Genomic DNA, 24879 nt, shown 5'->3' with positions numbered 1-24879 from the left:
ACCCTGGGCGAACGGGGAAGCCTTGTGATGGACAAGGGCGGCGTACGGCACATCCCCTCCGAGCCGGTGAAGGCCATCGACACCACGGGAGCGGGGGACTGCTTCGTGGGAAGCCTCGCCTTTTTCCTGGCGCGGGGCAAGGCTCTGGATGAAGCCGTAGGGCTGGCCAACCGAATTGCGGCCATAAGCGTAATGGGCCAGGGAACCCAGACCAGCTTTCCGCACGCGGCGGACCTTCCGCCCGGAATCCTCGATACCCACGCCGCACCCGAAAGCACCGGCCCCATCATTACGAGGGCCTCACTTTCCCGCATGATAGATCACACGCTTTTGAAGCCCGACGCCGCCGATTCCGCGTTCGACAAGCTCTGCCGCGAGGCCGTGGAGCACGGGTTCATGTCGGTGTGCGTGAATTCGGCAAGGGTTTCATACGTCGCAGAAAGGCTTAAGGGGACCGGTGTGGCGGTATGCTCGGTGATCGGGTTCCCCCTTGGGGCCACGGACGAAAGGGCCAAGGCCTTCGAGGCGGGACGGGCGGTTTCGGACGGGGCAACGGAACTTGACATGGTGATGAACATCGGCGCGCTCAAATCGGGCGACGACGACGGGGTTTTGTCCGACATCCTGGCAGTGCGACGGGCGGCCCCGGCCCCGGTGGTTTTGAAGGTGATAATCGAAACCTGCCTTTTGAATGATGATGAAAAAATCCGGGCCTGCCTTATGGCCAAAAAGGCCGGGGCGGATTTCGTCAAGACCAGCACCGGTTTTGCCGGAGGCGGGGCCACAACGGAAGATATCGCCCTCATGCGAAAAACCGTGGGGCCGGACATGGGCGTCAAGGCGTCGGGGGGCATAAAGGACGCGAAAACCGCGCTTGCCATGATGGAGGCCGGGGCAAGCCGCATCGGCGCGGGCGCGGGGGTGGAGATCGTCAAGGGCCTTTAAGGTAAAAGACGATCACCTGAATAACCTTTTCAAAAGATGTCCGAGTCACGCCCGACGCCCCACTGGAGCCTGCAGAAACGCCAGTAAGCGCCACGTTTTTCGAAGAGTTCCCGGTGGGTTCCCTGTTCCGCGACGGCCCCCTTGTCCAGAAAGACTATGCGGTCCGCGTGGGCGACGGTGGAAAGCCTGTGGGCGATCAATAGGGTGGTCCTGCCGGCCATGAGTCCGCGAAGAGCGTCCTGGATCAGGCGTTCGGACTCTGCGTCCAGAGAGGCGGTGATCTCGTCCAGAACAAGGATAGCGGGGTCCTTTAAAAAGCAGCGCGCAATGGCTATTCGTTGGCGCTGTCCCTCGGAAAGAAGGACGCCGTTTTCTCCGATCCGGGTTTCGTAGCCGTCCGGAAGCGAGGCGATAAACTCGTGGGCGTGGGCCAGGCGGGCGGCCCGTTCGATTTCGCCCCCGGAAGCGCCGGGTTTGCCCAGGGCGATGTTTTCCCTCACCGAGTGCGAAAAAAGCACGGTGTCCTGTGGCACCAGCCCCACGGCGCTTCTGAGGGATGCGAGGGTGAGCGAGCGCACGTCTTGGCCGTTCACCAGGACCGCTCCCAGGGAGGGGTCGCAGAAACGGCACACCAGGTTGGCCAGGGTGGTCTTGCCCGCGCCGCTTGGCCCGACAATGGCCAGGGTCTGGCCCGGTTCCGCCCGAAGGGAGACGTTGGAAAGAACGGTCGGCCCGTTTTTTTCGTAGGCGAACGAGACGTTGGAAAATTCCACGGCCCCCGGTTGAGGCCCCAGTTCAACTGCCTCCGGCGATTCGGGCACGGACGGAGTTTCCTCCAAAAGCTCCAGCACACGGGAAGCCGAGGCCCTGGTCCGCTGGATCATGACGTGGATGCGGCTCATCTCCCGAACAGGGTCGATCAGCAGCATCATACCGATGAAAAAGGCCACGAGTTGGGCGGGCGTCATTTCCCCCTTTATGATGAGATGCCCGCCAAGGCCGATGAGCGAAACAAGAAGCAGTATCTGGAAGAGCCCGACCAGGGGCTCCTGGATGGCTATGATGCGGGCCTCCCTGGTGCGGGAGTCGAGGCTGGCGTCCGTGGCGAGGGCCATTTTCCCGATCTCGGACTTTTCCATGCAAAAGCTCCTGACAATCTTGGCACCCCGTATGTTTTCGGTAACGAGCACCGCCATGTCGGACTGATTGCGGACTACGCTTTCCCCCACGTCGCGCATGAGCCCGCGAAAGCGCGAGAACAGGAAAAACACCATGGCGGCCATTGCCAGAGCGACCAGGGTGAGCTTCCAGTTGATGTAGAAGAGGTAGGCCAGGACGCCGAACGGGGTCAGGATGTGGGGAAGGACCCGGACGAAGGCCTCGGTGAGAGTGGACTGGATCGCGGCCAGGTCGTTGATGATGCGTGAAAGAAGGTCCCCGGTGTGCTTCCGGGCGAAAAAGTCGAGCGACAGGGTTTGCAGGTGGGCGAACACGTCCGTTCGCATGGCCGCGACCATATGGTGGCCGATGGAAAGCGAACACGTGACCTCTACATAGGCGGCGGCGGCCCTTACCAGGTAAATGGCCACCGCGAAGGATATCCATGCAAGAAGCGCCGGAGAGTCGTGAAGGGTGATGACCTCGGCGATTTTCTGGACCACCGGAATGACGCCCACGTTGATGGCCGACATGACCACCACGGCCCCCATCGTGGCCGCGATGCGCGGCCACAATGGGCGGAGATAGCCGACGAGGGTGGGTTTCGGGGTCATTTAGACAAAGGCCGTGAATTCAAGTTTGCTGTCCTGTGATTGACATATGAGGCAGATCGGGCAGGGCTTTCCCCGCCCGATGGTCAGCCGGGGCCAACCTTAACAATTAATGGTGAAAAATGAAATTCAAAAGAAATCTTTCACTGGTGGATACGGCCAAGGTGTTCGTGATCCTATTTTTGTCCCATTTTGTTTTTCAGATCATCTACAACAGGTTTGCTTACGGCGTCCTGGACCTTCGGCGGGGAGCGCTGTTGGAGCTTTTGGTTATGCCCGCCCTCCTTACCATCGGCTTTTTGGCCGGGGCGAGTCTTCTGCGCCTGCCCATGGGAGGCGCAGCCGGGAAGGACTGCTGATTCCCCAAGGTTTCGAGAGCCCGCCATCCTGCCGGGAAAGCCACGATACAAGGGGCGCAACGGTTTTTCATGCACCGTGCGCCCCTCTCATTCCGTGCGCGTCCGCAGTTAAAATTTTGCTTCTGCTATTTTTTCCTCAGCACAAACGCCGCCCCTATACCCAGCATCAGCATCAGACCCATCCAAAGAGGCCCCGTTTCCTCACGGCTTTTCAGGGTCCGGATCATGCAAAAACCGGAATCTTTTGAGTAATGCGCCAGTTTCGCTATGGCTGCGGCCATTCCGGGCATGCGTCCGGGCGTGGGCGAGTCTTCATGGACAGGCTTTACCCCCGATTTGAGCAAAAATCCGTTGGCCTGCCCGTCGGTGATGACAATCGATCCGTCCGCGCCAAGGGGGATGAACATGGCAAGATCGCCATAAGCCAGATTATCGAGTATGATGCCGAATTCCTGAACAAGCCAGAGGGGGTCGCCGCCTTCGCCGACAAGGTCTGTCCCGTGAACCGCGCCCTCCAGATCGGTGAGTACGTTGCCCTCAACGCCCGTTCCATAGATCGTGCCTGCGAAGTTGATTGTGTCGGAGTAATCTCCGTCGTTGAATTCGACGGTAACGGAGTTTTCGTCGATATCGTTGCCGAGGACAAGGTCTGCATCGCCCTCAACCCGGAACGTGGCCTTGTTGAATCCGGAAAACGGATTGGCCGGGTCGGACATTTCCAGTACCAGGGAATGCAGAAAGCCTGCATAATCGGGAACCACCTGGTCCGCGAGGCCGATGTGAGCCCAAATATTTTTGACCGTGACGGGCAGGTTGTCGTCTCCCAGGTAGGTCGCGTCAATGGCGAGTTCGCGGATGCTGAAGTTACCGTTGCTGTCCACATCTCCGTCCAGCACGAAAATCTGTCCGAATCCGTTGGTCGGAGACAAGCCCCTGTTGCCTTCAAGGAGCACCGCCCATTTGTTTGCATCCGCACCAGCGTTAACCAGCTTTACGAGCTTTAAGGTGAAATAGCCATCGGTGGCGGTATCACAAACTCCGTTGTCGTTTGTGTCCACGTAAACATTCTGCTGGCCGGATATGGTTAACGGGTAGACATTCTGGGCCAGGGCCGGGGTCCCCAGAAGCAGAATCGAGGCAAACATCATTCCGCAAATCATACGGAGCCTTGGGAATGAGCGTTCGTTCATTACGATATCCTTTCAGGTAATAAAAATGGAAAATGGCCTCCAGGCATGGCTGGCTGGCGCTGAAATGTGTAGTGGAATGTATGATTCATAGCACAGCTATCGGAAGGCGGCAAGAGCGGTACGCGCTTTTTTTGAGTGTTCTATTTCACTGCCTCTGTTCCGTATGGGAGGTCGCCATAAAGCGTATCGCTACTGTTTGTCGGCATAATGCGATGCGGCCCATTCGACAAAATCGGGCCAGGAGGGATTTTCCAGGCTTTTTTGATCTGCATGGTGTTCAAAGGCGGTAAGCAGGGAGCCGATGCCGTGGTTGGCGGGAAGCAGGCGCAGATGCCTTACGGAAAGTTGCTTTCGGGCAGTTTGATAAGGCTTGCCGGCTATGGCCATGGCGGCCAGAACCGAGACGACGCCTGTGCGATCCGCCCCGGCCCGGCAGTGGATGAGCATGGGCTTGGGGCCGTTTCGGATGGCATGGATGATCTGAAAAAGCTGCGTTGGAGTGGGGGGAGTCCTGGCGGAAAGGGGTACGGAAAAAAGGCTCAGGCCCAGGCGTTGGGCAGCCCTGGTTTCGGCTTCAAGAATGAGGTCCGGCGTGTCGTCGCGGAGGTTGAGAACGCTTTTCAGGCCGCGTTCCCGAGCAAATCGCGCGAGATCCTCCGGGGAGGGTTGCGCCGAGCGGTAAACAGCGCCGGGCGCCACCACTCCGAAGTTGACCGCCAAATAACGCTGGTGAACAAAAGCGCCAACGGCGCAGAGAATCAGCCCGGCCAGAACCGGGAGAACGGCACGCCGCAACACGCCGGGTTTCGCGGGCATTGAGCCTGACGGAGGCATTGGAAAAGCTCCCCGGCCAGTCTGCGGCTCAGCCGCCGCAGCGCATTAAAATTAATCATAGGATACCCGGAATAATGTAGCCTTGCAATTAATGTTATGCAACCGGTTTCATCCGGCGGAATCCCGGCGGGTCCGCCCGGCATCTGTCATTCAATGGCGATGGCCGGGTGGTTCCTCAAATGCCCATTTACAGGTGGCTACTTGCTCTCGTACGCTTTTTCCAGGAGCTGAGTCTTTTTGGTTTCTCTGGAAAGGGTGTTGGGGGCAAGCCAGGTTATGGCCGGTCGGATCTTCAGGAGCTTGTGCATCCGCTCGCTTATTTCCTTTTCAAGGGCCGGAAGTTGGTCCGCCGTCACGCCCGGAGCATGCTCCACCTTCAATTTAAGGGGAGGAACAACTCGGGGTGGCGGTTCTTCCAGGATGATTCGGAAATGCCCGGTGAGTTTTTCCGGGAACGAGTGGATGACGCCCTCGATGGCCGCCGGATACACGGGAACGCCCTTGACCTTCAGCATGTCGTCGCTGCGGCCCACAACCTTGTAGCGGAAACCGGAGCGCCCGCAGGGGCAGGGCTCGGTGAAAACCTGGTGGATGTCGCCCAACGTGAAGCGCATGTCGAACCACACGGCGCTTTCCGGCTCAAGGGAGGTCCCCACCATGATGCCGGTGGCACCGTGCTCCATGGGAACCGGCTCCATTGTCTCAGGGTTCACCAGTTCATAATACGCCTTGTCGTCCGCCAGCCAGTGCATTCCCTGGTAAACCGGGTGTTCGCAGGAGCAGCCGTAGCCAGCGCCCGCGTCGAAGACCTTGGCCCCGTACTCGGTTTCAAGCCTTTGGCGCACTTCCGGGATTCCGGCTCCGGGTTCGGCCCCAAGAATGAGGATTTTGATTCCAAGATTTTTGATGGGTTCGTGAAGGACTTCGGGGCAGCGCTCGATCAGGTGAAGGGCCAGCGAAGGCGTGCCGGTGAACACGTTGACGCCGAATAGCTTCATGAACATGAGTATTTTTTCCGTGCCGGCCTCGGCCCCGATGGGAACCATGGTGATGCCCGGAAAGTCCTGGTACCAGAGAAGCTGGGGGGTTCCCGCCGCGTGCATGGAAAGCCCGAAGCAAAGGCCTATGGTGTCCTTGGGCCGCAGCCCCATACGCCAGGCTGCCCGGCACATTATTTCCTTGGCTCCGTCTATGGCCTTGCGAAAATTGGGGTAGGGGGTGGGAATGCCGGTGGTGCCGCTGGTGGTGGTGAGAAGATAAAGATCGTCAACCCGGCTCTGGCCGAAGAGATGCAGCATCAGAGCCTTCATGTCCAGCCCCACCTTGCCGATGACCTCGCGCACTTCGGGCTGCCCGGCAACGGGAATGAGGCGCGAAAAATCCTCGAGGCTCTTGATGTCGCCTGGTTTCACGCCCGCCTTGTCGAAGCGGTCCCGGTTGAATGGGGTGTTTTCATACTGCCAGACAAGAGCCTTCTGGAGCTTCTGCCATTGGAGTTCCCGGATGGCTTCGGTTCCCAGCTTCTCCTCAATCTCCATGTTCCAGTATTTGCGGGCGGTATCCATGCTGACGCCTCCTTGTAATGCCAGTTGAAAATGAATATTGTTTGGTTTCTTTAAGGGCACCACCGGAAAGGGCGGTCAAAAACGATGAACGCGTCGCGCGAGAAGCCATAAGAGCCGCGCGTACTAAAAGTACGTGGCGGAATTGGCTTTGAAGCTCTGGCACTGCCAGTTCGCGTTTTTGGACGCCTGTCACGCCCTGAAAACGTGAAGCGTCATAGCCGCCGCATCCACCCCCAGTATTCCGCCTCCGTTGTGGGTCATGCCGATCTTGGGGTTTTTCACCTGACGGGGGCCTGCTGTGCCGCGAAGCTGGTTGACGATCTCGTGAATCTGGCCGGTTCCGGTGGCCCCGATGGGATGCCCCTTGGAGGCCAGGCCGCCCGATGTGTTGGACGCAAGGATTCCGTCGATTTCCAGGAGCCCGTCATCGATGTAGCGCCCTGCCTGGTCGCCCGGAACCAGTCCAAGCTCTATCAGGGTGATGATCTCGGAGGGGCTTGTGGCGTCGTGGACCTCTATCACGTTGATGTCTTTGGGGTCGACTCCGGCTGCGGCGAAGGCCTTGGGGCCGAGGCGCTTGGTCAAGGTGTCCGAAAGGCCCGCCGAGGGCTTGCCGGAACCCACCACCGAGGCGGCCACCCAGACCGGCGCGTGCTTTTTGAAGCTGGCTGCCCGTTCCCTGGAGCAGACTATGGCCGCCGCCGCCCCGTCGCCGATGGGCGAGCACATCATGCGGGTGAGGGGAAAGGCAACGTCGCCGGAATTAAGCACCTGTTCGAGGGTCACTTCCTCGCGGTATTGTGCGTGGGGATTTTTCGCGCCGTTCTTGTGGCTCTTTACGGCGATTTTGCCGAAGTGCTCCTGGGTCAGGTTGTATTTATCCATGTACATGCGGGTGTAGTAGGCGTACATGTCCATGAAGATGGATTTTTTCTCGCCCGCGCCTTCGGAGAGGATTTTTTCCTTGGATTTTTGTTGCTTGGCGAAATCCTCCAGGAATTTTTTCACCATCTCCACGTCGACGGCCGTACCCAGGGCTGCGAAGGATTTTTTCTTGTCAACATCGTAAAGTTTTTCAAAGCCCACAACCAGGGCGCAGTCGTAAAGGCCCGCGCCCACCGCCGCCCACGCTGTGTGAAAAGCCGTGGAGGAGCTTGCGCAGGCGTTTTCGAGATTATACATGGGAATGCCTTCTATCCCCATTGCAGACAAGGTGACCTGGGCTCTTATCTGCTCCTGGCCGGTCATAAGGCCCGCAGCCGCCGAGCCCACATAGGCCGCCTCGAAGTCCGGTATTTCGGCGCCGCAGTCGGCCATTGCGTCGGTAACCGCTTCGCGCACCAAATCTTTTATGCCCTTTTCCGGCCATTTTCCGAACTGGGTCATTCCCACGCCCACAACCGCAACATCTCGCATGAAAAAAATCCTTTCCGTAGGTCTTTGCCGCAGCCTTCAACCGGTGAAAAACCTTCCCGGCGGCGCGGTTTGAAGTCGTTGACTTTAAGGTCGGAATTTAGAAGATTCTGACTCGATAGTCAAGCGAAATTTTACGGGTGGACAAATTCCTGGGATTGGAACTGGATAGTCTCAGCGACGTTTGAGGGGCATGGAAGAATGATGTTCAAAAGCAGTCGGATCGGAGTTTTTCGGGCGGACCAGGCTTGACGGGCTGGGCGTCACAGGCCAGGACGCCCAGCGTCAAAAAAGAGCCAGCTTATAGCCAATAGGTGTAAAGTTTATCACCGAAAGGCGGTTTCAGGCAAAGGCTTCTCCGGGGGGTTCCGGGGCGTCGGTCATTATCCCCTTGGCGAAAAGATGAAAAATGGCGTCGTCGTAAGCCCCGGCGGGCACGTCCTTGTGGTGCTTGAAAAGGTGGTGAAGGCCCTCGGTTGCCCCTATTATGATGGACGCGTGCACCTTTGGGTCAACCTGCCGGAAGCGCCCCATTGCGATGCCCTTTTTGATGTCGCTCACCACCGGCCCCCAGATGGAGGCGTAAATCTGCTCGCCCAGTTTTCTGAGCTTGGGGTCCGGGTCCTCCATGGCCTCCTTGGAAAGGGAGAGGATGGAACAGAATTCGCCAAGCACCGGCCAGACGAGCTGGCCGCGAATCTTGAGCCTTATGGCCGGATCGTTTTCCTTTGCTATTTTTTCCCAGCCTGTTGAAAAAATCTCGGCAAAAATCCTGGGAACGCATTCAAGGAAAAGCTCCTTTTTATCCGTGAAATAAAAATAAAACGTTCCCTTGCCCACGTTAAGGCGCTTGGTGATGTCCGAAACCTTGGTGTTCTTGTAACCCTTCTGGCGAAAAAGCCGACAGCCCAGCTCAAGCACGGCCTCGCGGGTCCGGTTGCCCTGGGCGCTTTTGGGCAGGGCCTTTTTGGATGACGGGTTTTTTACCTGGGCAGGAGTCCGGCTTTTTTCCTCCTCCATCTCCGAAAGCCTTTCCCTTATGGCGAAAAGGGGAAGGCCCTCCTCCTTGGATTCGGCTATGGCTTTCAACCGTTTAAGGTGGGTTTCGTCGTAATAGGACATGGTTTTGCCGGTTTTCATGGGCGGCGGAAGAAGCCCTTCCTTGAGATAAAAATGGATGGTGCGGCGGTTGACGCCTGAGAGCTTCTCCAACTGCCCTATGCGGAACCATTTCGGGGGCGAATCCATAATTTTCTCCTGTTGTATAAAATAGGCTTACTAACTTCTTACTGTTCATAATCTGTTTTCGAGTCCCACGCAAGTCAAATTTTCTGGAAATGATTATAGCCATTTGAAATCATGTAATTTTTACGATTGTAAAATCATTCTGTCCACATGCTGCTATTCCCGGCATCAATCCTGTTGACCCGCTGTACGAAATTTGATTGACGTAAAGGTCGAGTTGCGATAATCGCACGAATATTGGATTTCTACTGATTTTTTTCACCGTTGGTTCCCTGGCTTTAGGGGCTCATGAAATCCGCCTGGATCATCTGCGCAAAGCGACTCGAAAGGAGAGTCTCATGCTTGAAAACATAAGGCTTCTGAATCTTCCCGAAGCAAAATACGCAAGGTTTGTTCTGGATGCGGAAAAATGCAACGGCTGCGGCAGGTGCGTGAAATCCTGCCCGATCCAGCTTCTGGAGCTTTTCGAAAAAAAGAGCCGCCCCAACGGGCGCTACGATCATTTCCGCTGCATAACATGCCAGAACTGCGCGGCGGTATGCCCCCAGGGAGCAATTAACATAGAAGGCGACTACAGGGTGGAAAAAGGCTTTTGGAAAAACGATCACCTGTTTTCCGGCGGGAAAACCCCGCCCGCGCCCATCGCCGGAATGGAAAAGACGCCCTTTGATGAAATCGAACCTCTTCTCACGGAAACGGAGAAGGTCATATACAAAAGGCGCAGCAACCGCATGTACCGTAAAAAGCCCGTTTCCCGCGAGATGATAAGGCGGGTCATCGAGGCGGGCCGCTTCGCGCCGTCGGCGGGAAACAACCAGCCCTGGAAATTCGTGGTTGTGGACGACCGGGGCCTTATTGACCAAATCAACGAAAAATGCAAAAAAGCTCTTTACTGGGTGTCCTGGCTCACCCTGCCGCACCCATGGATCAACAAGAAGACGCCGGGCGACGCCAAGGCCAGCCTCGCCCCCTGGCAGCAGGCCGTGTTGCCGCTCCTGATAAAACTCAAGACCGGCGAGATCGAGCCAAGGGCGCGAGGCGGCATAAACGCGGCATCCTCCGACCCCGGTTACGACATTTTTTTCGGCGCGCCCTGCCTGGTGCTGTTGCTGGCCGATAAAAGGGGCATCGGCGACATTGACCTCGACATCGGCATTTGCGGCCAGAACATGGTTCTTGCGGCCCACTCCCTGGGGCTCGGAACCTGCTACGTGAGCCTTGCCAAGGCCATCAGCTTTTTTCCCGACTTAAAAAAGATGCTCAAGATCGAAGAGCCGTTCAAGATCATCACCAGCCTCGTCATCGGCTGGCCACAGGGCAAAATTGACAATATTGTAAAGCGGGAGGAGGCCAGAATCGAGTTTATCGAAAGGCCATGATCCTTTCGTTTCGCAACCGGAAAGGAAGATATCTTGGCCATCATGGAGATTCTCAAAAAAAACGGGGCGGGTCACAGGTTCAGGTTTTTCCGGTTAGGCGGTTTCGACCAGGTGATGCTGGATTCGGGGCGCGACATCGCGGCCCTAAAAGAACTCGATCCCAAGCTCTGGACAGCCCTGGCCTGCCCGGTGAAGGGCTTGGAATTCGATGAAGAGACCCTATCCCTCATGGATACCGACGGCGATGGGCGCATAAGGGTTCCCGAAGTCATCGAGGCGGCGCGCCTGGCCTCATCCCTTCTGAAAAACCCGGACGATCTCGTAAAGCGCCTTACCGAGCTTCCCCTTGATTCCATAAAAGACGACACCGAAGAGGGCAGGGCGGTTCTCGCGAGCGCCAGGGAGATACTGAAAACCCTTGAAAAGCCCGACGCCACATCCATCAGCGCCGAAGACATCGACGATGTCGAGGAGCTGTTCGCCAAAGCCAGATTTAACGGCGACGGAATAGTGCCGGTTTCGTCGGTTGAAGATCCAAAGGTTGCCGCCGCCATGAAGGATATTCTGAACTGCGCGGGAGGCGAAACCGACCGCTCCGGCGAGCTTGGCGTAAGCCGGGAGCTTTTGTATAATTTTTTCGATGAGGCTGAAACGTTTTTGACCTGGCGGGACGAGCTGGACAGGGAAAACGGGGCCATTCTCATTCTCGGAGAGGAAACCCGGGCCGCCCACGCATCATTGACGGCTGTCAAGGCGAAGATTGAAGACTACTATATCCGCTGCCGCCTTGCGGGCTTCGACGCCGAGGCGGGCGCGGCCCTGAACCTTACCCCCGCCGATTACGAGGCGATATCGGGCGAGGAGCTTTCGGCCTCCCTTGCATCCATCGCCCGTTTCCCGCTTGCCCCAGTGGCTCCCGGACGCCCCCTGCCGATGTTCGAGGGAGTCAACCCGGCGTTTCTGGCCGCCATGAAGGATTTCTCCTCCAAAGTCGTGGTTCCGCTCATCGGTCCCAAAGACAGCCTTACCGAGAATGAGTTTGGCGATCTTGTTTCACGATTTGCCCGTTACGAGGAAACCATAGCCAAGCGCGTGGAAACATCCGTTGAAAAGCTTGGTCGCAAAAGGGTTCGGGAGATTATTGAAGGCGGGGTAAGAGAAGCCATAATTTCCTTGATCGAAATGGACGAGGCCAAAAAGGTCGAATTCGAGTCGGTCTCTTCCGTAAAACGATTGGTGCGCTACACCCGCGACCTTCACAGGCTGCTTACTAATTTCGTGTCGTTTGCCGAGTTTTACAAGGGGCTGGATACGGCTGTTTTTCAGGCCGGAACACTTTACATTGACGGCAAGGCCCTGGACCTTTGCGTGAAGGTTCACGACATGGCAAAGCACGGCGCGCTTGCGGGCTTGAGCCGCATGTACCTGGCCTATTGCGACTGCACACGCAAAGGCTCAGACGCCAAAATGACCATCGCGGGAGCGGTGACCAACGGCGACGGCGACCAGTTGATGGTGGGCCGGAACGGGGTGTTCTACGACAAGGCCGGCAATGACTGGGACGCAACCATAGTGAAGATAGTGGAGCATCCCATAAGCATCAGGCAGGCGTTTTTCGCTCCCTACAAGCGGGTCGCCCGCATGATAGGCGAGCAGGTGGATAAGTTCGCGGCGGCCAAGGACAAGGCCGTAGGGGACGCGGGGGCCGCAAAAATCGCCGATGCCGGTAAAAAGTTGGAGGAGTCAAAACCCGCGCCCAAGCCCGGAGCTCTTCCCGCCCCCTTCGACGTGGCCCGCTTCGCCGGAATCTTCGCAGCCATCGGTCTTGCGGTGGGTGCCATAGGCACCGCCATAGCCTCGGTGGTGACCGGCTTCATGGCCCTTTCCTGGTGGAAGATGCCCATTGCGTTGATCGGAATTATTCTCCTGATTTCAGGGCCTTCAATGCTCATGGCGTGGCTTAAATTGCGCCAGAGGAACCTTGGGCCGCTTCTGGACGCGTCCGGCTGGGCGGTGAACACAAGGGCCAAGATCAACATCGCCTTCGGCCACAGCCTGACTTCCCTCGCCAAGCTCCCCGCCGGGGCTGAAAGGCTTATGAACGACCCCTACGCCGAGGAGAAGCACACCCTGGCCTACTGGCTGACGGGCATCCTCATGTTGGTCCTGGCGGTGGCGGTTGTCTGGCTCAAGTGGTTCGCCGAATGACGCGGCCGGGAGAACGGACGGCTGGCGAAAAAAATGCCGGAGCCCCGAAACGTCGGGCCCCGGCATTTTTTTCCGATGGGAAAAACCACCCGTCACATGAGTTTCGAGATGATCTCCTTCATTATCTCCTGGGTTCCGCCGCCGATGGAAAGAATGCGGTTGTCGCGGAAAAGCCTCTCCACCACTGTTCCGCGCATGTAGCCCGCGCCGCCGAAAATCTGCACCGCGTCGTACGTCACCTTGTCGGCTACCGAGCAGGCGAAGTTCTTGGCCATGCTAACTTCCTTCACCATGTTCTGGCCCGCGTCGATTTTGGCCGCCACCCGGTAGGTGAATTCCTTGCTTGCGGTCAAAAGGGTGGCCATGTCCGCCAGCTTGTGCCGTGTCACCTGGAAGGCAGAAATTGGCTTTCCGAATGCGTGGCGCTCCTTTGCGTACTTCTGCGCCTCGTTGAGCGCGATTTCACTGGTGGTATTGGCCATTATGGCAAGGGAAAGCCGCTCGGTCTGGAAGTTTTCCATTATGATGTAAAACCCGCCGTTTTCCGCGCCGATAAGGTTTTCAGCCGGAACCCTGCAGTTGTCGAAATAAAGCTCTGCGGTGTCCGAGGCCCACCAGCCCATCTTTTTGAGTTTCGCCCCCACCTTGAAACCGGGGGTGTTCGTTTCGATGAGAAGAAAGCTGATTCCGGCGTGACCCGGCCCGCCAGTACGCACCGCTGTCGTTATCTGGTCCGCCCGGCAGCCGGAGGTGATGAAGGTTTTGGAGCCGTTCACCAAGTAGAAATCGCCCTCGCGCAAGGCTGTTGTCTGGATGTTGGCGACGTCCGAGCCGCCCCCCGGCTCCGTGATTCCAAGGGCGGAAATCCTCTCGCCCCTCAAAACCGGCTCCACGAAGCGCTTTTTCTGGTCCGGCGTTCCGTGGCGCACTATGGGCGGAATCGAGATCCCGTGGCTTCCCAGGCTTGCCACAAGCCCCGCCGAGGTGCATTTCATCAGCTCTTCGGTGAGCGTTACCGCGAAAAACACGTCAGCCGGTGTTCCGCCCACATCCTCAGGGTAGCAGATGGATAATATGTCCGCGTCACCGGCCTTTTTGTAAAGCTCGCGGGGAAACTCGCCCGCCTCCTCCCACTCATCCACAAAAGGGAGTATCTCCTTTTTCACGAAATCCGCCACGGCCTTCCGAAACATCTCGTGGGCCTTGGTGAAGTACTCCTGGCATCCTGCCTTGGTGCTGAACTCGAAAGACATTTTATCCTCCTGATGGGCTGTCCCCCCACGGAAAAGACAATTATAAAGACATGTTATGAAGCCTTGCCGACCACTGTTACAAGGAGCTTTGAACGGTAAATGTCCACCGGCGCTACGACTGGTTCGTCCATGGGGATTCGCCCGTTGTGGCGTTTTTCAAGCTCGGTTTTCACGGCCTTGTCAGCCAGGTTGAAATCCTTCATTTTTTTCAAGGGGCAAAGCTTAATGCCAAGCGTCCTGTCATAAGCCTTCCACACCAGTTCGGAGCAGTAGATGCTCTCATCGCTCCACTGGAAACGGGCGTCGTAATTTTTGCCGAGAAAAGTGCGGGCGGATGCCTTCAACTTCCTTACAGCCGACGCCTTCAGAAGCTCTTTCACGTTTTTCAGGCGCTTCACCTCGAATTTTTCCCCTTCCCCCCTTTTGATCCAGTCCTTTAAGGGCATGACCCTGACCGGGCCTACCGCCTCGTACACCACCGGACGCCCCTTTTCGATGAACACAAGCCCCATATGGCTCAAGGGGGAGGCCGTGGCCGTCTGCACCAGGCGGCTTTGGGATGATTTTGAGGTCTGGAAGATTATGTCGCCGTCAATGGGGAGGTAGGAAGGAGCCCCGGACAGCACGGGAGCGGCCATGAGAAAGAGAAGCGCCGCAAGCGCAATCAAGGCGGCGATCATTCTTTTGCGGATTTTCACGTAAGTTTCCTCCTTGGGTTTTTCAGGGAGACGGAAGAAGCCTGAGCTTTGAAAAGACTCCGGGCAGAAGAGCCGCGTTTACCGCCGTGGCGTTTGCTCCCATGCCAAGGGCGAGCTTTTCGTCAACTGCGGCCCCGCCGACGAAAACAAGGGTTTCCGGGCATTCCCTTCGGCACAGCGCCACGGTCTCCCGCATGGCGTTCAAAGGAGTGGACATCATGGCCGAAACCGCCAGAACGTGAGCTTCCGTTTTCTTCACCGCATTGATGAAAACCGCAGGCGTAACGTCGCGGCCAAGGTCAGTCACCTCAAAACCATAGGCCCGGCAGACAGCCGCCACCACGTTTTTGCCGAGGTCGTGAACGTCGCCTTCCGCAACTCCTATCACCATGCGGGGCCGATTTATCAGTGAAGGCCCGGAGTCGGGCAGATCGGAAAAAGCGTCCATCGCCTCGTTCATAAGATCAAGGCAGATCAGAAATTCAGGGATTGCAAGGCGGTTTGCCGAAAATTCGCCCCTGGCCACTTCGATGCCGCGTGTGAGGGCCGCCATTGCATCATGTTTGGGCATGTCAGCATTTTTGGCGGTGATGACAAGGCTGTCCAGTTTTTCCGAGTCCCTCAAAGCCACGGCGCGGGCGATGTCGGAAGAAACAGCTTCATACGAAACCACTTGTTTCATAGCTCTCTCCTCACGACGTTGCGGCCCTGACCAGGGCCAGGGCGTTCACAAGGGGGACGTTGGGGGGATACTCGCAGCCGGGGGCAAGCACGAAGCCGCCGTTTTTTCCGAAAACGTCGATTTGCCTTCGGCTCTCGTCCATGACCTCTTGGGGCGTTCCGTGAATCAGGAGGGGGGTGGGAACGCAGCCCACAAGGGTGATGGAGTCGCCGTAGCGCTCCACGAGGTCGCGCTCGGTTGCGCAGTCGTCCGGAAGATGGGCGAAGCTGATGAGTTCAGGCTCCATGCTTCTTATCTGGGCGTCGAAATAGATGCCGTGGCCGCAGTTGTGGATGCCCACGACCCTGCCGTTTCGCTTGATGACCTGGGCGATTTCCCTCGCAAAAGGGCCTTCGATTTTCTCCCAAAGCTCCTTGGAAAGCCCGTTATAGGAGGCGAAAAGGGTGTCTATGGCGATTGCGCCCACGCCCGCGTCGCACTGGGCCTGGGTGAATTCGCAAAGGGTCTCGGTTATCGCCTCAAGGGCCTTCATCACTTTTTTGGGGTGAAGCACGCAGTCTTTAAAAAGGTGCTCGGCCCCGCGCATCATGGCCAGAACCCCAAGCGGCCCGAAGACGAAGCCGCTCACCATATAGGAAAATCCGCAGCGGGCGACCATTATTTCGCACAGCTTCACGAATTCTTTCATCCGCTTTGAATTTTCAAGCAGGACCGGGCGGATTTTTTCGTAATCGTCGGTTGATTTGACCACAGGATCGCCGTAGTCGGGACGGGCGGTGGAATTGAGCGGATAAATTATCTTCTGGCCGAAGCCCTCGGCTTCCACCGAAAGATCAACGAGAAGCACCGCCATGTCCCCGCCCAGGAGATTAAGCCCCGCCATGAAGCAGTCGGCTGCTGATTCCGCTTTTTGGGAGTAATCGGGGAAGCTGATTCCGAGAATCTGCCTGGATGCGGCATTGGCCAGGGGCGTAACCGGAACCCGGTCGGGCGATTTGTGCCTTATGCAGCATGTGAGGCGTTCGAGATTGGAAAGGGTGGAGAATTTGCCCCGCAGACTCGCCGCTTCGGCGAAAAAATCCAGCATCCGGGGCGGAAAATCCCCCAGGGCCGGGGGCCTGCCCGCCTTCAAATCGCGGGCGATGCTTTTAAAATCGATCATGGACAAGCCCCCCATAATGGAAAACCCCATGACTAATCGGACTGCTGCCCGGAGGCATTCACATGCAGACCGGATAAAAACGATGAAGCGCAAGGAAGAGTGAAGCGGGCGGGGAGGAATAGTACTTGCCGTACATGACGACCCGCCCGCTTTGCTCTGACACAGCGATTCGCGTTTTTAGTCGGTCTGCACGGGGGCGGGAGGTATGACCAAGGCTGTGCCCGTGCCGATCAATTGATCCTTCTGGTTGGTCCAGGAAAGATTGAGACGCACCCAGCGCTTTTTTTCGAGCTTTTCCACAACTTCGGCGGAGGCTGTCACCGTGTCGCCGAAGTAGGTGGGGCCGAGAAAGCGCGTGTTGATTTCAAGGGCCACCGTGCCAAGGCCCGGAAGCTTCATGCCCAGAACACTTGCGATGAGGCTCTGGGGAAGGGCTCCGTGGGCTATGCGGGTGCCGAAGGGCGTAAGCTTTGCGAATTCCTCATTAAGATGCATGGGGTTGAAGTCGCCCGAAATGCCCGCGAAAAGGTAGACGTCGGTCTCTGTGATGGTCTTGGTGAAACTTGCGGACATGCCGATTTCAAGCTCGTCGTAGGTGTAGCCCACCTGGAATTTGGGCGGGAGCGGCCTGAAGCATTCTATGTCCATGATGGTGTTGGTGGTCTTTTTGGCGAAGCGGGCCTTGACCCTCTGGCCTTCCTTCATCTGGCTGGCGGCGATGCCCGTCACTATGTGGGCGAAGGGCGTGTCGGCGCCGTCCAGCTTGATGAGGGCCAGAATGTATGGCGGCGCAACGGGCTGGTGCGGCTCGGCGTAGCGGATGACGGTCCAGTTGACCACCGTGCCGGTGTCCTTCAGTTCAACCCAGTTGTCGCCGGTAGGCGACAGGCAGACCTCGCAGTTTTTGCGGGGCGGAACGAAAACCTTGTTGCACTTGTCGCACCTGACTCCGAGAATCTGTTTCTTGTCCCTAAGCGTTGTGATGAACTTCGACCCCGTGCTTCCCGCAAAATACTGGTAGGGAAGGGCGAGCTTGCCAGCCACCACGAAGCAGTCTCTATGTTCCTGACTCATGTCATTTCCTCCTTTTAACAGCCGTCCCCAAAAGGCTTGGATTACAGCCTGGATAAAAACGATGAAATGCAAGGAGAGCGATAAGCCAATGAGCAAGCGTACTGAAAGTACGTGGCGGAATTGGCTTTGAAGCTCTGGCACTGTCAGTTCGCGTTTTTAGACGGGCTGTCAGTCAATTAGCGTAAAGTACTTTATGTCCGTTATCGCTCCTTTGCGCTTGTCGTCCCACACGGGTTTCACGCGCATTCCCTTTTTGGCGCGGCCTATGTCGTCCGGGTTCAGCTCGTGCCAAAGGGTTTCGTGGTCCTTGCAGCCGTCCAGAAGGATGTGGGCGGCGCAGTAGGGCGTCTCGCGGGTGTCGCCGGTGAGAGGGTCGGGCGAGGCGTAGAAGGCCACGTCCGTGATGGTGAGGACGCCTTCCGGGCCGACCTCCACCCAGTCGGTGGCGCGAACGCGGCACTCGGCGCAGGCTTCGCGGGCGGGAAGCTGGAGGCGTCCGCATTTCGGGCACTTGTTGGCGATTATTTTCTTGTCCTTAAGGCTCCTCAGGAATTTTCCCATCACGGGTCCTGTGGAGAACTTCTGGGGAATGGAAAGGACCTGCTTGAGGACGATCAGCTCATCCTTGGGCTCGTCGGCCGCAGCGCTTGGCGGGGCGTACTTCTTGAAGAACTTGGTGGCCTTTGTGAGAAGTCCGAAATCGCCCTCAACCTTTAAGCGCCCTGAGGTGAAGGCGGTCATGCCGTCCAGTTTCCCAAGGGTAATGGCGATCCAGTCCTTGGCCGAGCAGGTTGTGGTCACCTGGGGATCGACGATGCCGGAAAGAACTTTGACCGCGCCGTCCTTCACCGACACGGTGTACTCGCCGCCGCCCGTGCCGGTGATCATATAGCCGTAGTTGGCGGTTATCCCGGCAACGCCTTCGGGGTTGACGCGGGACTCCATTGTTCCGAAGATGTCTGCCACGGTGGCTTCGGCAACCGGGGCGGGCGGAGCGTATTTCTTGAAGAACTTGGTGGCCTTGGGAAGAAGTCCGAAGTCTCCCTCCACCTTCAGGCGACCTGAGGTGAAGGCTGTCATGCCGTCCAGTTTTCCAAGGGTGATGGCGATCCAGTCCTTGGCGGAAACGGTGGTGGTGACGCCGGGATCGACTATGCCGGAGAGAACCTTCACCGCGCCGTCCTTCACCGAAACCGTGTACTCGCCGCCGCCCTCGCCGGTTATGATGTAGCCGTAGTTGGCGGTGATTCCGGCCACGCCTTCGGGATTGACGCGGGACTCCATTGTTCCGAAGATGTCGGCAACCGTTGCCTGGGGGGCCGCAGCGGGCGGCGTGTATTTCTTGAAGAACTTGGTTGCCTTTGTCAGAAGGCCGAAATCGCCCTCAACCTTGAGCCTGCCGGATGTGAACGCCGTCATGCCGTCCAGGGTTCCCAGGGTTATCGCTATCCAGTCCTTGGCAGCCACCATGGTGGTGACGCCGGGGTCGACTATGCCGGAGAGTACCTTCACCACTCCGTCTTTCACCGAGACCGTGTACTCGCCGCCGCCCTCGCCGGTAATTATGTAGCCGTAGTTGGCGGTGATTCCCGCCACGCCTTCGGGGTTGACCCGGCTTTCCATGGTACCGAAGATGTCGGCCACTGTTACGACAGGGCCTCCGGTTTTCTTGGGCCGGGGGGCTGTTCCGTATTGGCGAAGTTCCTTTTTGAGGGTCTTGCCGACGGCGTTACGCGGCATGTCCTCGTCCCACAAAAAGGTGACGTATTTCGGGACCTTGAAGGACGCCAAGTGCTTTTTGCAGTGCTCGATGATTTCCTCTTCGGTGATGTCGTCCTCGCGCGGCACTATGAAGACCTGGACCTCCTCGCCCATGGTCTTGTCGGGAACGCCAACGGTTGCGGCCTCGGCCACTTTCGGGTGGCCCATCACCACGTTGTCGATTTCCTTGGGGTAGATATTCTCGCCACCACGGATGATCATGTCCTTTATGCGGTCCACTATGAAGATGTAGCCGTCATCATCCTTGTAGGCCACGTCGCCCGTGTGCAGGAACCCGTCCTTTATGGTCTCTGCGGTTGCTTCCGGGCGGTTGTAATAGCACTTCATCACAACGTCACCCTTTATGCAGATTTCGCCCGGAACGTTCGGCGGGCACTCTTTTCCGTCCGGGTCCAGGATTTTCACCTCCTGGCCGGGAAGGGCCAGGCCGATGGAGCCGATTTTGCGCACGCCGTCGCGGGGGTTGATGGTGGAGACGCAGGTGGCCTCGGTGAGTCCGTAGCCTTCGACTATGGGGATGTTGAAGGTGGCCTGGAATTCGTTCATGGTCTCGGTAGAAAGCGGGGCCGCGCCGCAGACGCCGAACTTGAGGCTTGAGAGATCGAACTTCTGGCGACCGGGGTCTTTTAAAAGTATCTGGTAAACCGCCGGGACCGCGCTCCAGAAATTGACCTTGAACTTATCCACCACCTCCCAGAATTCGGACGCCGAAAACTGCTTCCGAAGCACCACCGTGTTTCCCTTCTGCATGGAGGAGCTTGTGGAGAGCATGGCGTTCACGTGGAAAAGGGGCAGGAAGATGAGAACCACCATGCCTTCTTCGGTGTTGAGCGCCGCGTTCACTCCGTTGATGTCGGCGAGAACGCTCTTGTGGGCCAAAAGCACGCCCTTGGGGTTTCCGGTGGTGCCGGAGGTGTAGAAAATGTAGGCGTCGTCGTCGGGCGCTGCCTCGCAGACGACAGGGGTCTCGTCGCCTTCGGCAAGGAGGGCGTCGAAATCGAGGTGGCCCGGCAGGATTTCCCCGTTAACCTGGATGACGGTTTTGAGATTGGGGCAGTTGGGCCGGATTTCCTTCAAAATATCGAGATACTGGTCCTCGATGATGAGGCCGGGGCCCTGGGAGTCGTTCAACAGATACTCGACTTCCTTGGCCTTCCACCAGCCGTTGATGGGGCCCGCCACCGCGCCAATCTTCATTATGGCGAAATAGCTCACCAGGGTGTAGGGGCTGTTCTGCACCAGGACATGAATGAAATCGCCCTTTTTCACGCCGTGCTTTTTAAGGGCGTTGGCAAGGACGTTCACCCTTCGCCCGAATTCGGCGTAGGTGACGGTCTCGTCGTAAAAGCGAAGGTAGGGCACTTGGGCGTACTTCCTGACCGCCTCGTCCAGGTAATTTCCAAGATTCATGTTATCTTCCTCCCTTCGCCTATTGGGGAACTTCGCTGGTTAAAATGAACAGGACCGTCCACATGGTGCCGCCGAAGCCCGATGCAAGGGCCTTGTTGACTTCGTGCGGAACCTGGTGCTCCCCGGCTGTTCCCATTATCTGCATGGCGGCCTCCGCTACCCTCACCATTGCCGTGGCCCCGATGGGGTTGGAACCGATGACGCCTCCCGACGGGTTTATGGGCAGTTTCCCGTTTATGGCGATCTCGTCGTTTTCCACCATTTTCAGGTGCTGGTCGCCTTCGAGAAGCAGGAACTCCCGCAGCCAGTCGGTGGCCCACCAGGAGGAGGGGTCGTACATCTCGAAAACGTCGAATTCCTCAACCGGATTTTTCACGCCGTTGCGCTCAAAGAGCTTTTCGGCGGCGTATCGCATGGTGGTCTTGTATGGGGCATCGCCGAAGATGCAGAACATCTCCTCCCGGTGGACCGTGATGTGGTCCTTTATCCATGCGGGCCGCTTGCAGAGCTGTTTCGCCTTTTCCTCGGAGGCGAAGATCATGGCGCAGGCCCCGTCGCTCTGGGAGCACATGTGGATCATGCGAAGCTCGCCCACCAGGGCCGGGGAGTTGACCGCAAGATCGTCGGCCTGATCCATGGTGAGGCCAAGGCGGCGGTGGGCCTTCCTGTTTTTCATGCAGTTTTCATCCATGAGGATGCGGTAACGCATGGAAACCTTCTTGGCCCTCTCCTCGCCGAACTCCTCTATCATGTCGGCTGCAGTCATGCCGGTGAGAGCCCCGGTCTGAAGCTGGCGCGCCCACAAGGGATCCGCCATATTGGTGATGCCGCCCGTGGTGTGGCCTTCCTGGAGCTTTTCGAAGCCGATGGCCAGCACTATGTCATGAAGCCCGGAGGCAACCAGGGCGTCCGCCGCGCAGACCAGGGTCGCGCCGGTGGTGCCGCCGGTGGTGACCCGCAAGACTTCCTTCCCGCGCGAGCCCGTGCCGAGGGTGTGCCAGAGGTCCGGCTGATGGACCATTTCAAAAAGCTCCATGTTGCCGTGAACCACGCAATCAACGTCATCCATGGTTATTCCGGCGTTTTTGAGGGCCTCGGCCACTGCCTCGAAAATCATTTCAGGCTGGTTCACTTCCTCGCGGTGGCTGGAAAAGACCGACATGCCCACCCCCACGACGCCCACGTTGCGGTTTTTCTTGTGTTTGCTCATCGTTATTCCTCCTAGTCCTTTGATAAAACCGCAACGCCATGGAACTGCCCCGCCGGCCCCATAACTCCGTGGGCGAGCGCCTTCTTCACTCCCGGAATCTGCCTGTCCCCGGCCTCATTTTTAAGCTGCACGGCGGCTTCCGCCGCGCGAACGAGGCCGCCCAGCATGAGGGGGTTTCCGGCAAGCATCCCGCCCGAAGGATTCACCCGGTCCTTGCCTCCGTGTGCCAGGAACTTCGGGCCCTTTCCGGTTTCGGCGAGCCCCAGGCCCTCAAGCCACATGGGCTGCTGGTAGGCGTAGTGATCGGACACCTCGAAGATGTCGATTTCCTTGGCCGGGTCGGTGATTCCAGCCCGCTTGTAGGCGCGCTCCGCCGCCTTTTTAAGAGCGAAGTTGTCGGCGATGTCCCGGTCTCCCAGAAAGAAGCCGTCCATGCAGTTACCCAGGCCCGTGACCCAGACCGGGTTCTTGCAGAGTTTTTTGGCGCGTTCCTCGGAAGCGAAGATCATTCCCACAACGCCGTCCGATACCGGGTAGGCGTGAAGCTGGCGGATGGGGTCGGCCAGCATGGGGGAGGAAAGAACGTCGTCCATCGAAACAGGCGCAAGGTCCTGGGTGTGCGGATTTCTCTTCGCGTTCTCGCGGCTTCTCACCACGATTTCGGCGAGTTCTTCTTCGGAGACGCCGGAAAGTTTTCCGTAGGCCCTTGCCTGGAGCCCCGCCGCCGCCGTGAAATCAAGCCCCACAGGCCTTGTGTAGAATGGGTCGAAGGCAAGGTGCGTCACCATGTTGCGGCTCTGGCCCTGGGATTCCTTCGAGTGGCCCAAAACCAGCACCACGTCGGTGTAGCCGCTCATTATGATGCTTGATGCGTAGTAGACCGCCTGGATGCCGTCCTGGGCCACCTTTTCCTCGCAGCGCATGTGGCCGCCCAGAACATCGGTCATGCCGTTGTCCGAAATGGTGCGGGCGTCGAAAACGTCGTCCGAGCAGGAGACGATGACGTTTATGCCCGTGTCTTCGGCGAAGTCGAGGCCGGTTTGCGAAAGGAGCGATTCCAGTACGGGCATGGCCATGCCCTGGAAGCGCTCGTGCCAGGTGTTCCGTTCAAAGGGACCTTGCGCAACCGCGCAGATGCCGACTTTGTTCATGGTTGAACCCTCCGAAGCCTTTTATGCCAGTGATTGAAAAATGGCGCGGATTGTCGCGCCCTTCCGAAAAAATCTTCGTGGCTTTATGCTATTCTCAACTTTGCCGTAAAATGGACAGGAAACTTTTACCCTGGGAGCGCGGGCGTCCCGCCCGCATTACGCTGCAAAAGCGGGCGGGACGCCCGCGCTCCCAGGAAAAGCGCTTTGCTGAAAATAGTTCAGAGCCACAAAGATATTTATCTGTGCCTTCTCGATGCGAAGCAGTTCCAGAAATCCCCGTTTTTTATGGCCCGCAAAATTGCGTCCTTGTCGCGCGGGGCGTCCATCTCCACCCAGGCGCGTCCTATCATGTGGCGCTCGTGGGAGTCGTCCGTTGCGATCTTTTTAAGCCATACTTCTGGGACGTCGAATTCCTTCGTGTAAAAGCCCCTGGTGGTGATTTCAACCGCATCCAGGCGCAGTTTTTCGGAAACTGCCCTCATGCGCTCGATGGTCTGGGGAACCGGAAGCCCAAGCTCCGACGGATGGTTGAAAACGTGGAGAACTTCCCGGTCGCCCTGCACCCGGTTTATGTGGATGTAGCCCTTCTCGTGGAACATGATCTCCTCGCCCAGAAAAATTATCATGTCCGTGCGAAGGCGCGAAACAACGTCGTAGCAGCCCTTGCGCATCAGAAAATCATGGTCTGTGAGGGCCATGAAGTCAAAGCCCTGGGCCTCGTGGGCTTCCACGGCCTCCTTTATGGACAGGGTGCCGTCCGAGCAGGTGGTGTGTACGTGGAGTGCGCCTTTCAAGTGCATGGCTTTACTCTTTGCACAGGTTTTTGACGCCGCCCACGATGAAGGCAAGGGCGTCTTCCGCCACGCGCTGAAGCTCGTCCGACCTGTCGTTCCAGATAAGATACTGGTAGGCCACCTTCTCGTACATGCCCACAATGGACACGGCCATCACTTCGGTGGAAAGCCCGCTTCTGAAGGTCACGCCAAGTTTCTTGGAAAGCCGCTCAAGGGCGCCGACTATATCGGCGGTGAACTTTTTGAATATTTTTTTCCGCATGGCCTCCACGGCCTGTCCCTGGCCTACGGATTCCCGGAAAAAAATGGTGATCTTTTCCGGGTGCTTAACGCAAAACTGTGTGAAAAACGAAAGGCCCGCCTGCTCGAAACCAACGAGTGTCGCGTCAGAGCGGATAAATTCGCTTCCCACAAGCTCCCTTATGCGAAAGCCGATGTCGGATAAGAGCTGGACCAGAAGGTCTTCCTTGTTCTTGAAGTAAAAGTACAGGGTGCCTACCGAGACCTCCGCCGCCTGGGCGATCCTGTCCATGCTGGTGGCGTGGTAGCCCTCTGTGGAAAAAAGGTTTTCGGCCACCGACAATATCGTTTGATACCGCTGCTCCCGCTCCCTCTGCCTGCGAAGGGCGCTTGTTGAAACCGTTCCGTTTTTTGCCGCTTCAGTCATTTATGAGTCCGTTGAAAAAGGCTTGATATGAAGCCTGGATGTCAGTTGTTGAGTTTTGGCGATGAAACGCTAAGGTTCGCGAGCGGCGC

At 57.7% G+C, this 24879-nt stretch carries 20 protein-coding genes; 4 read left to right on the top strand and 16 right to left on the bottom strand.

Annotation, left to right across the window (positions count from 1 at the left end):
- The first annotated feature begins 192 nt into the window (after positions 1 to 192).
- Positions 193 to 945 (top strand): deoxyribose-phosphate aldolase, encoded by a 753-nt coding sequence (deoC, locus tag HZB23_13885; GenBank protein MBI5845747.1) that lies wholly within the window; start codon positions 193 to 195, stop codon positions 943 to 945.
- 29 nt (positions 946 to 974) lie between these two features.
- Here deoC and HZB23_13880 read toward each other — a convergent pair whose 3' ends face one another.
- Positions 975 to 2717 (bottom strand): ABC transporter ATP-binding protein, encoded by a 1743-nt coding sequence (locus HZB23_13880; GenBank protein MBI5845746.1) that lies wholly within the window; start codon positions 2715 to 2717, stop codon positions 975 to 977.
- 119 nt (positions 2718 to 2836) lie between these two features.
- On the opposite strand from HZB23_13880, the gene HZB23_13875 reads away from it, so the two are divergent.
- Positions 2837 to 3073, top strand: coding sequence for a hypothetical protein (locus tag HZB23_13875; GenBank protein MBI5845745.1), 237 nt, complete (start codon positions 2837 to 2839; stop codon positions 3071 to 3073).
- Positions 3074 to 3198: 125 nt separating this feature from the next.
- On the opposite strand, the gene HZB23_13870 is transcribed toward HZB23_13875, so the two are convergent.
- From HZB23_13870 to HZB23_13850, 5 genes are all read right to left on the bottom strand, one after another.
- Positions 3199 to 4263, bottom strand: a complete 1065-nt coding sequence (locus HZB23_13870; protein MBI5845744.1) for a hypothetical protein — start codon at positions 4261 to 4263, stop codon at positions 3199 to 3201.
- A gap of 189 nt (positions 4264 to 4452) precedes the next feature.
- Positions 4453 to 5097 carry a tyrosine-protein phosphatase gene (locus HZB23_13865; GenBank protein MBI5845743.1) on the bottom strand — a complete coding sequence of 215 codons (645 nt, stop codon included), beginning with the start codon at positions 5095 to 5097 and terminating at the stop codon, positions 4453 to 4455.
- Positions 5098 to 5294: 197 nt separating this feature from the next.
- Positions 5295 to 6662 (bottom strand): phenylacetate--CoA ligase family protein, encoded by a 1368-nt coding sequence (locus HZB23_13860; protein MBI5845742.1) that lies wholly within the window; start codon positions 6660 to 6662, stop codon positions 5295 to 5297.
- Between the two features lie 189 nt (positions 6663 to 6851).
- Positions 6852 to 8078: a thiolase family protein gene (locus HZB23_13855; GenBank protein ID MBI5845741.1), complete on the bottom strand. Its 1227-nt coding sequence runs from the start codon at positions 8076 to 8078 to the stop codon at positions 6852 to 6854.
- A 339-nt stretch (positions 8079 to 8417) separates the two neighbouring features.
- Positions 8418 to 9323, bottom strand: a complete 906-nt coding sequence (locus HZB23_13850; GenBank protein MBI5845740.1) for a MerR family transcriptional regulator — start codon at positions 9321 to 9323, stop codon at positions 8418 to 8420.
- A 335-nt stretch (positions 9324 to 9658) separates the two neighbouring features.
- On the opposite strand from HZB23_13850, the gene HZB23_13845 reads away from it, so the two are divergent.
- Both HZB23_13845 and HZB23_13840 read left to right on the top strand, forming a co-directional pair.
- The gene (locus HZB23_13845; GenBank protein MBI5845739.1) at positions 9659 to 10699 is read left to right on the top strand and encodes a nitroreductase family protein; all 1041 of its coding nucleotides are present in this window, start codon (positions 9659 to 9661) and stop codon (positions 10697 to 10699) included.
- A 42-nt stretch (positions 10700 to 10741) separates the two neighbouring features.
- Positions 10742 to 12907 carry a hypothetical protein gene (locus tag HZB23_13840; protein MBI5845738.1) on the top strand — a complete coding sequence of 722 codons (2166 nt, stop codon included), beginning with the start codon at positions 10742 to 10744 and terminating at the stop codon, positions 12905 to 12907.
- Positions 12908 to 12999: 92 nt separating this feature from the next.
- Here the strand turns inward: HZB23_13840 and HZB23_13835 are convergent, their stop codons facing one another.
- The 10 genes from HZB23_13835 to HZB23_13790 form a co-directional block, all read right to left on the bottom strand.
- Positions 13000 to 14160, bottom strand: coding sequence for an acyl-CoA dehydrogenase family protein (locus HZB23_13835; GenBank protein ID MBI5845737.1), 1161 nt, complete (start codon positions 14158 to 14160; stop codon positions 13000 to 13002).
- 53 nt (positions 14161 to 14213) lie between these two features.
- A complete protein-coding gene (locus HZB23_13830) occupies positions 14214 to 14858 on the bottom strand; it encodes a YiiX family permuted papain-like enzyme (GenBank protein ID MBI5845736.1) in 645 nt (214 codons plus the stop codon).
- A gap of 22 nt (positions 14859 to 14880) precedes the next feature.
- Positions 14881 to 15540, bottom strand: a complete 660-nt coding sequence (locus HZB23_13825) for a cobalamin B12-binding domain-containing protein (protein ID MBI5845735.1) — start codon at positions 15538 to 15540, stop codon at positions 14881 to 14883.
- A gap of 10 nt (positions 15541 to 15550) precedes the next feature.
- On the bottom strand, positions 15551 to 16699 hold the full coding sequence (locus HZB23_13820; GenBank protein MBI5845734.1) for a uroporphyrinogen decarboxylase family protein: 1149 nt from the start codon (positions 16697 to 16699) through the stop codon (positions 15551 to 15553).
- Positions 16700 to 16879: 180 nt separating this feature from the next.
- Positions 16880 to 17776, bottom strand: coding sequence for an OB-fold domain-containing protein (locus HZB23_13815; protein ID MBI5845733.1), 897 nt, complete (start codon positions 17774 to 17776; stop codon positions 16880 to 16882).
- A 168-nt stretch (positions 17777 to 17944) separates the two neighbouring features.
- Positions 17945 to 20968: a long-chain-fatty-acid--CoA ligase gene (locus tag HZB23_13810; GenBank protein MBI5845732.1), complete on the bottom strand. Its 3024-nt coding sequence runs from the start codon at positions 20966 to 20968 to the stop codon at positions 17945 to 17947.
- A gap of 19 nt (positions 20969 to 20987) precedes the next feature.
- Complete coding sequence (locus HZB23_13805; protein MBI5845731.1) at positions 20988 to 22178, bottom strand: hypothetical protein; 1191 nt, start codon at positions 22176 to 22178, stop codon at positions 20988 to 20990.
- Between the two features lie 11 nt (positions 22179 to 22189).
- On the bottom strand, positions 22190 to 23329 hold the full coding sequence (locus tag HZB23_13800; GenBank protein MBI5845730.1) for a thiolase family protein: 1140 nt from the start codon (positions 23327 to 23329) through the stop codon (positions 22190 to 22192).
- Between the two features lie 236 nt (positions 23330 to 23565).
- Positions 23566 to 24129, bottom strand: a complete 564-nt coding sequence (locus HZB23_13795) for a hypothetical protein (protein MBI5845729.1) — start codon at positions 24127 to 24129, stop codon at positions 23566 to 23568.
- A 4-nt stretch (positions 24130 to 24133) separates the two neighbouring features.
- On the bottom strand, positions 24134 to 24790 hold the full coding sequence (locus tag HZB23_13790) for a TetR/AcrR family transcriptional regulator (GenBank protein MBI5845728.1): 657 nt from the start codon (positions 24788 to 24790) through the stop codon (positions 24134 to 24136).
- Positions 24791 to 24879: the final 89 nt, after the last annotated feature.

This window comes from Deltaproteobacteria bacterium (genome assembly GCA_016235345.1).
In the GTDB taxonomy this organism is placed as follows: Bacteria; Desulfobacterota; Desulfobacteria; order Desulfobacterales; family Desulfatibacillaceae; genus JACRLG01.
Note: the sequence above shows the minus strand (reverse complement) of the source record. Positions and strands in the feature narration are given on the sequence as shown.

What these genes read in the sequence shown, in the direction of transcription:
- deoC (MBI5845747.1), top strand. Translation starts at nt 193, where the DNA reads ATGGGCCAGGGAACCCAGACCAGCTTTCCGCACGCGGCGGACCTTCCG.
- HZB23_13880 (MBI5845746.1), bottom strand. Translation starts at nt 2,717, where the DNA reads ATGACCCCGAAACCCACCCTCGTCGGCTATCTCCGCCCATTGTGGCCG.
- HZB23_13875 (MBI5845745.1), top strand. Translation starts at nt 2,837, where the DNA reads ATGAAATTCAAAAGAAATCTTTCACTGGTGGATACGGCCAAGGTGTTC.
- HZB23_13870 (MBI5845744.1), bottom strand. Translation starts at nt 4,263, where the DNA reads ATGAACGAACGCTCATTCCCAAGGCTCCGTATGATTTGCGGAATGATG.
- HZB23_13865 (MBI5845743.1), bottom strand. Translation starts at nt 5,097, where the DNA reads ATGCCTCCGTCAGGCTCAATGCCCGCGAAACCCGGCGTGTTGCGGCGT.
- HZB23_13860 (MBI5845742.1), bottom strand. Translation starts at nt 6,662, where the DNA reads ATGGATACCGCCCGCAAATACTGGAACATGGAGATTGAGGAGAAGCTG.
- HZB23_13855 (MBI5845741.1), bottom strand. Translation starts at nt 8,078, where the DNA reads ATGCGAGATGTTGCGGTTGTGGGCGTGGGAATGACCCAGTTCGGAAAA.
- HZB23_13850 (MBI5845740.1), bottom strand. Translation starts at nt 9,323, where the DNA reads ATGGATTCGCCCCCGAAATGGTTCCGCATAGGGCAGTTGGAGAAGCTC.
- HZB23_13845 (MBI5845739.1), top strand. Translation starts at nt 9,659, where the DNA reads ATGCTTGAAAACATAAGGCTTCTGAATCTTCCCGAAGCAAAATACGCA.
- HZB23_13840 (MBI5845738.1), top strand. Translation starts at nt 10,742, where the DNA reads ATGGAGATTCTCAAAAAAAACGGGGCGGGTCACAGGTTCAGGTTTTTC.
- HZB23_13835 (MBI5845737.1), bottom strand. Translation starts at nt 14,160, where the DNA reads ATGTCTTTCGAGTTCAGCACCAAGGCAGGATGCCAGGAGTACTTCACC.
- HZB23_13825 (MBI5845735.1), bottom strand. Translation starts at nt 15,540, where the DNA reads ATGAAACAAGTGGTTTCGTATGAAGCTGTTTCTTCCGACATCGCCCGC.
- HZB23_13815 (MBI5845733.1), bottom strand. Translation starts at nt 17,776, where the DNA reads ATGAGTCAGGAACATAGAGACTGCTTCGTGGTGGCTGGCAAGCTCGCC.
- HZB23_13810 (MBI5845732.1), bottom strand. Translation starts at nt 20,968, where the DNA reads ATGAATCTTGGAAATTACCTGGACGAGGCGGTCAGGAAGTACGCCCAA.
- HZB23_13805 (MBI5845731.1), bottom strand. Translation starts at nt 22,178, where the DNA reads ATGAGCAAACACAAGAAAAACCGCAACGTGGGCGTCGTGGGGGTGGGC.
- HZB23_13800 (MBI5845730.1), bottom strand. Translation starts at nt 23,329, where the DNA reads ATGAACAAAGTCGGCATCTGCGCGGTTGCGCAAGGTCCCTTTGAACGG.
- HZB23_13795 (MBI5845729.1), bottom strand. Translation starts at nt 24,129, where the DNA reads ATGCACTTGAAAGGCGCACTCCACGTACACACCACCTGCTCGGACGGC.
- HZB23_13790 (MBI5845728.1), bottom strand. Translation starts at nt 24,790, where the DNA reads ATGACTGAAGCGGCAAAAAACGGAACGGTTTCAACAAGCGCCCTTCGC.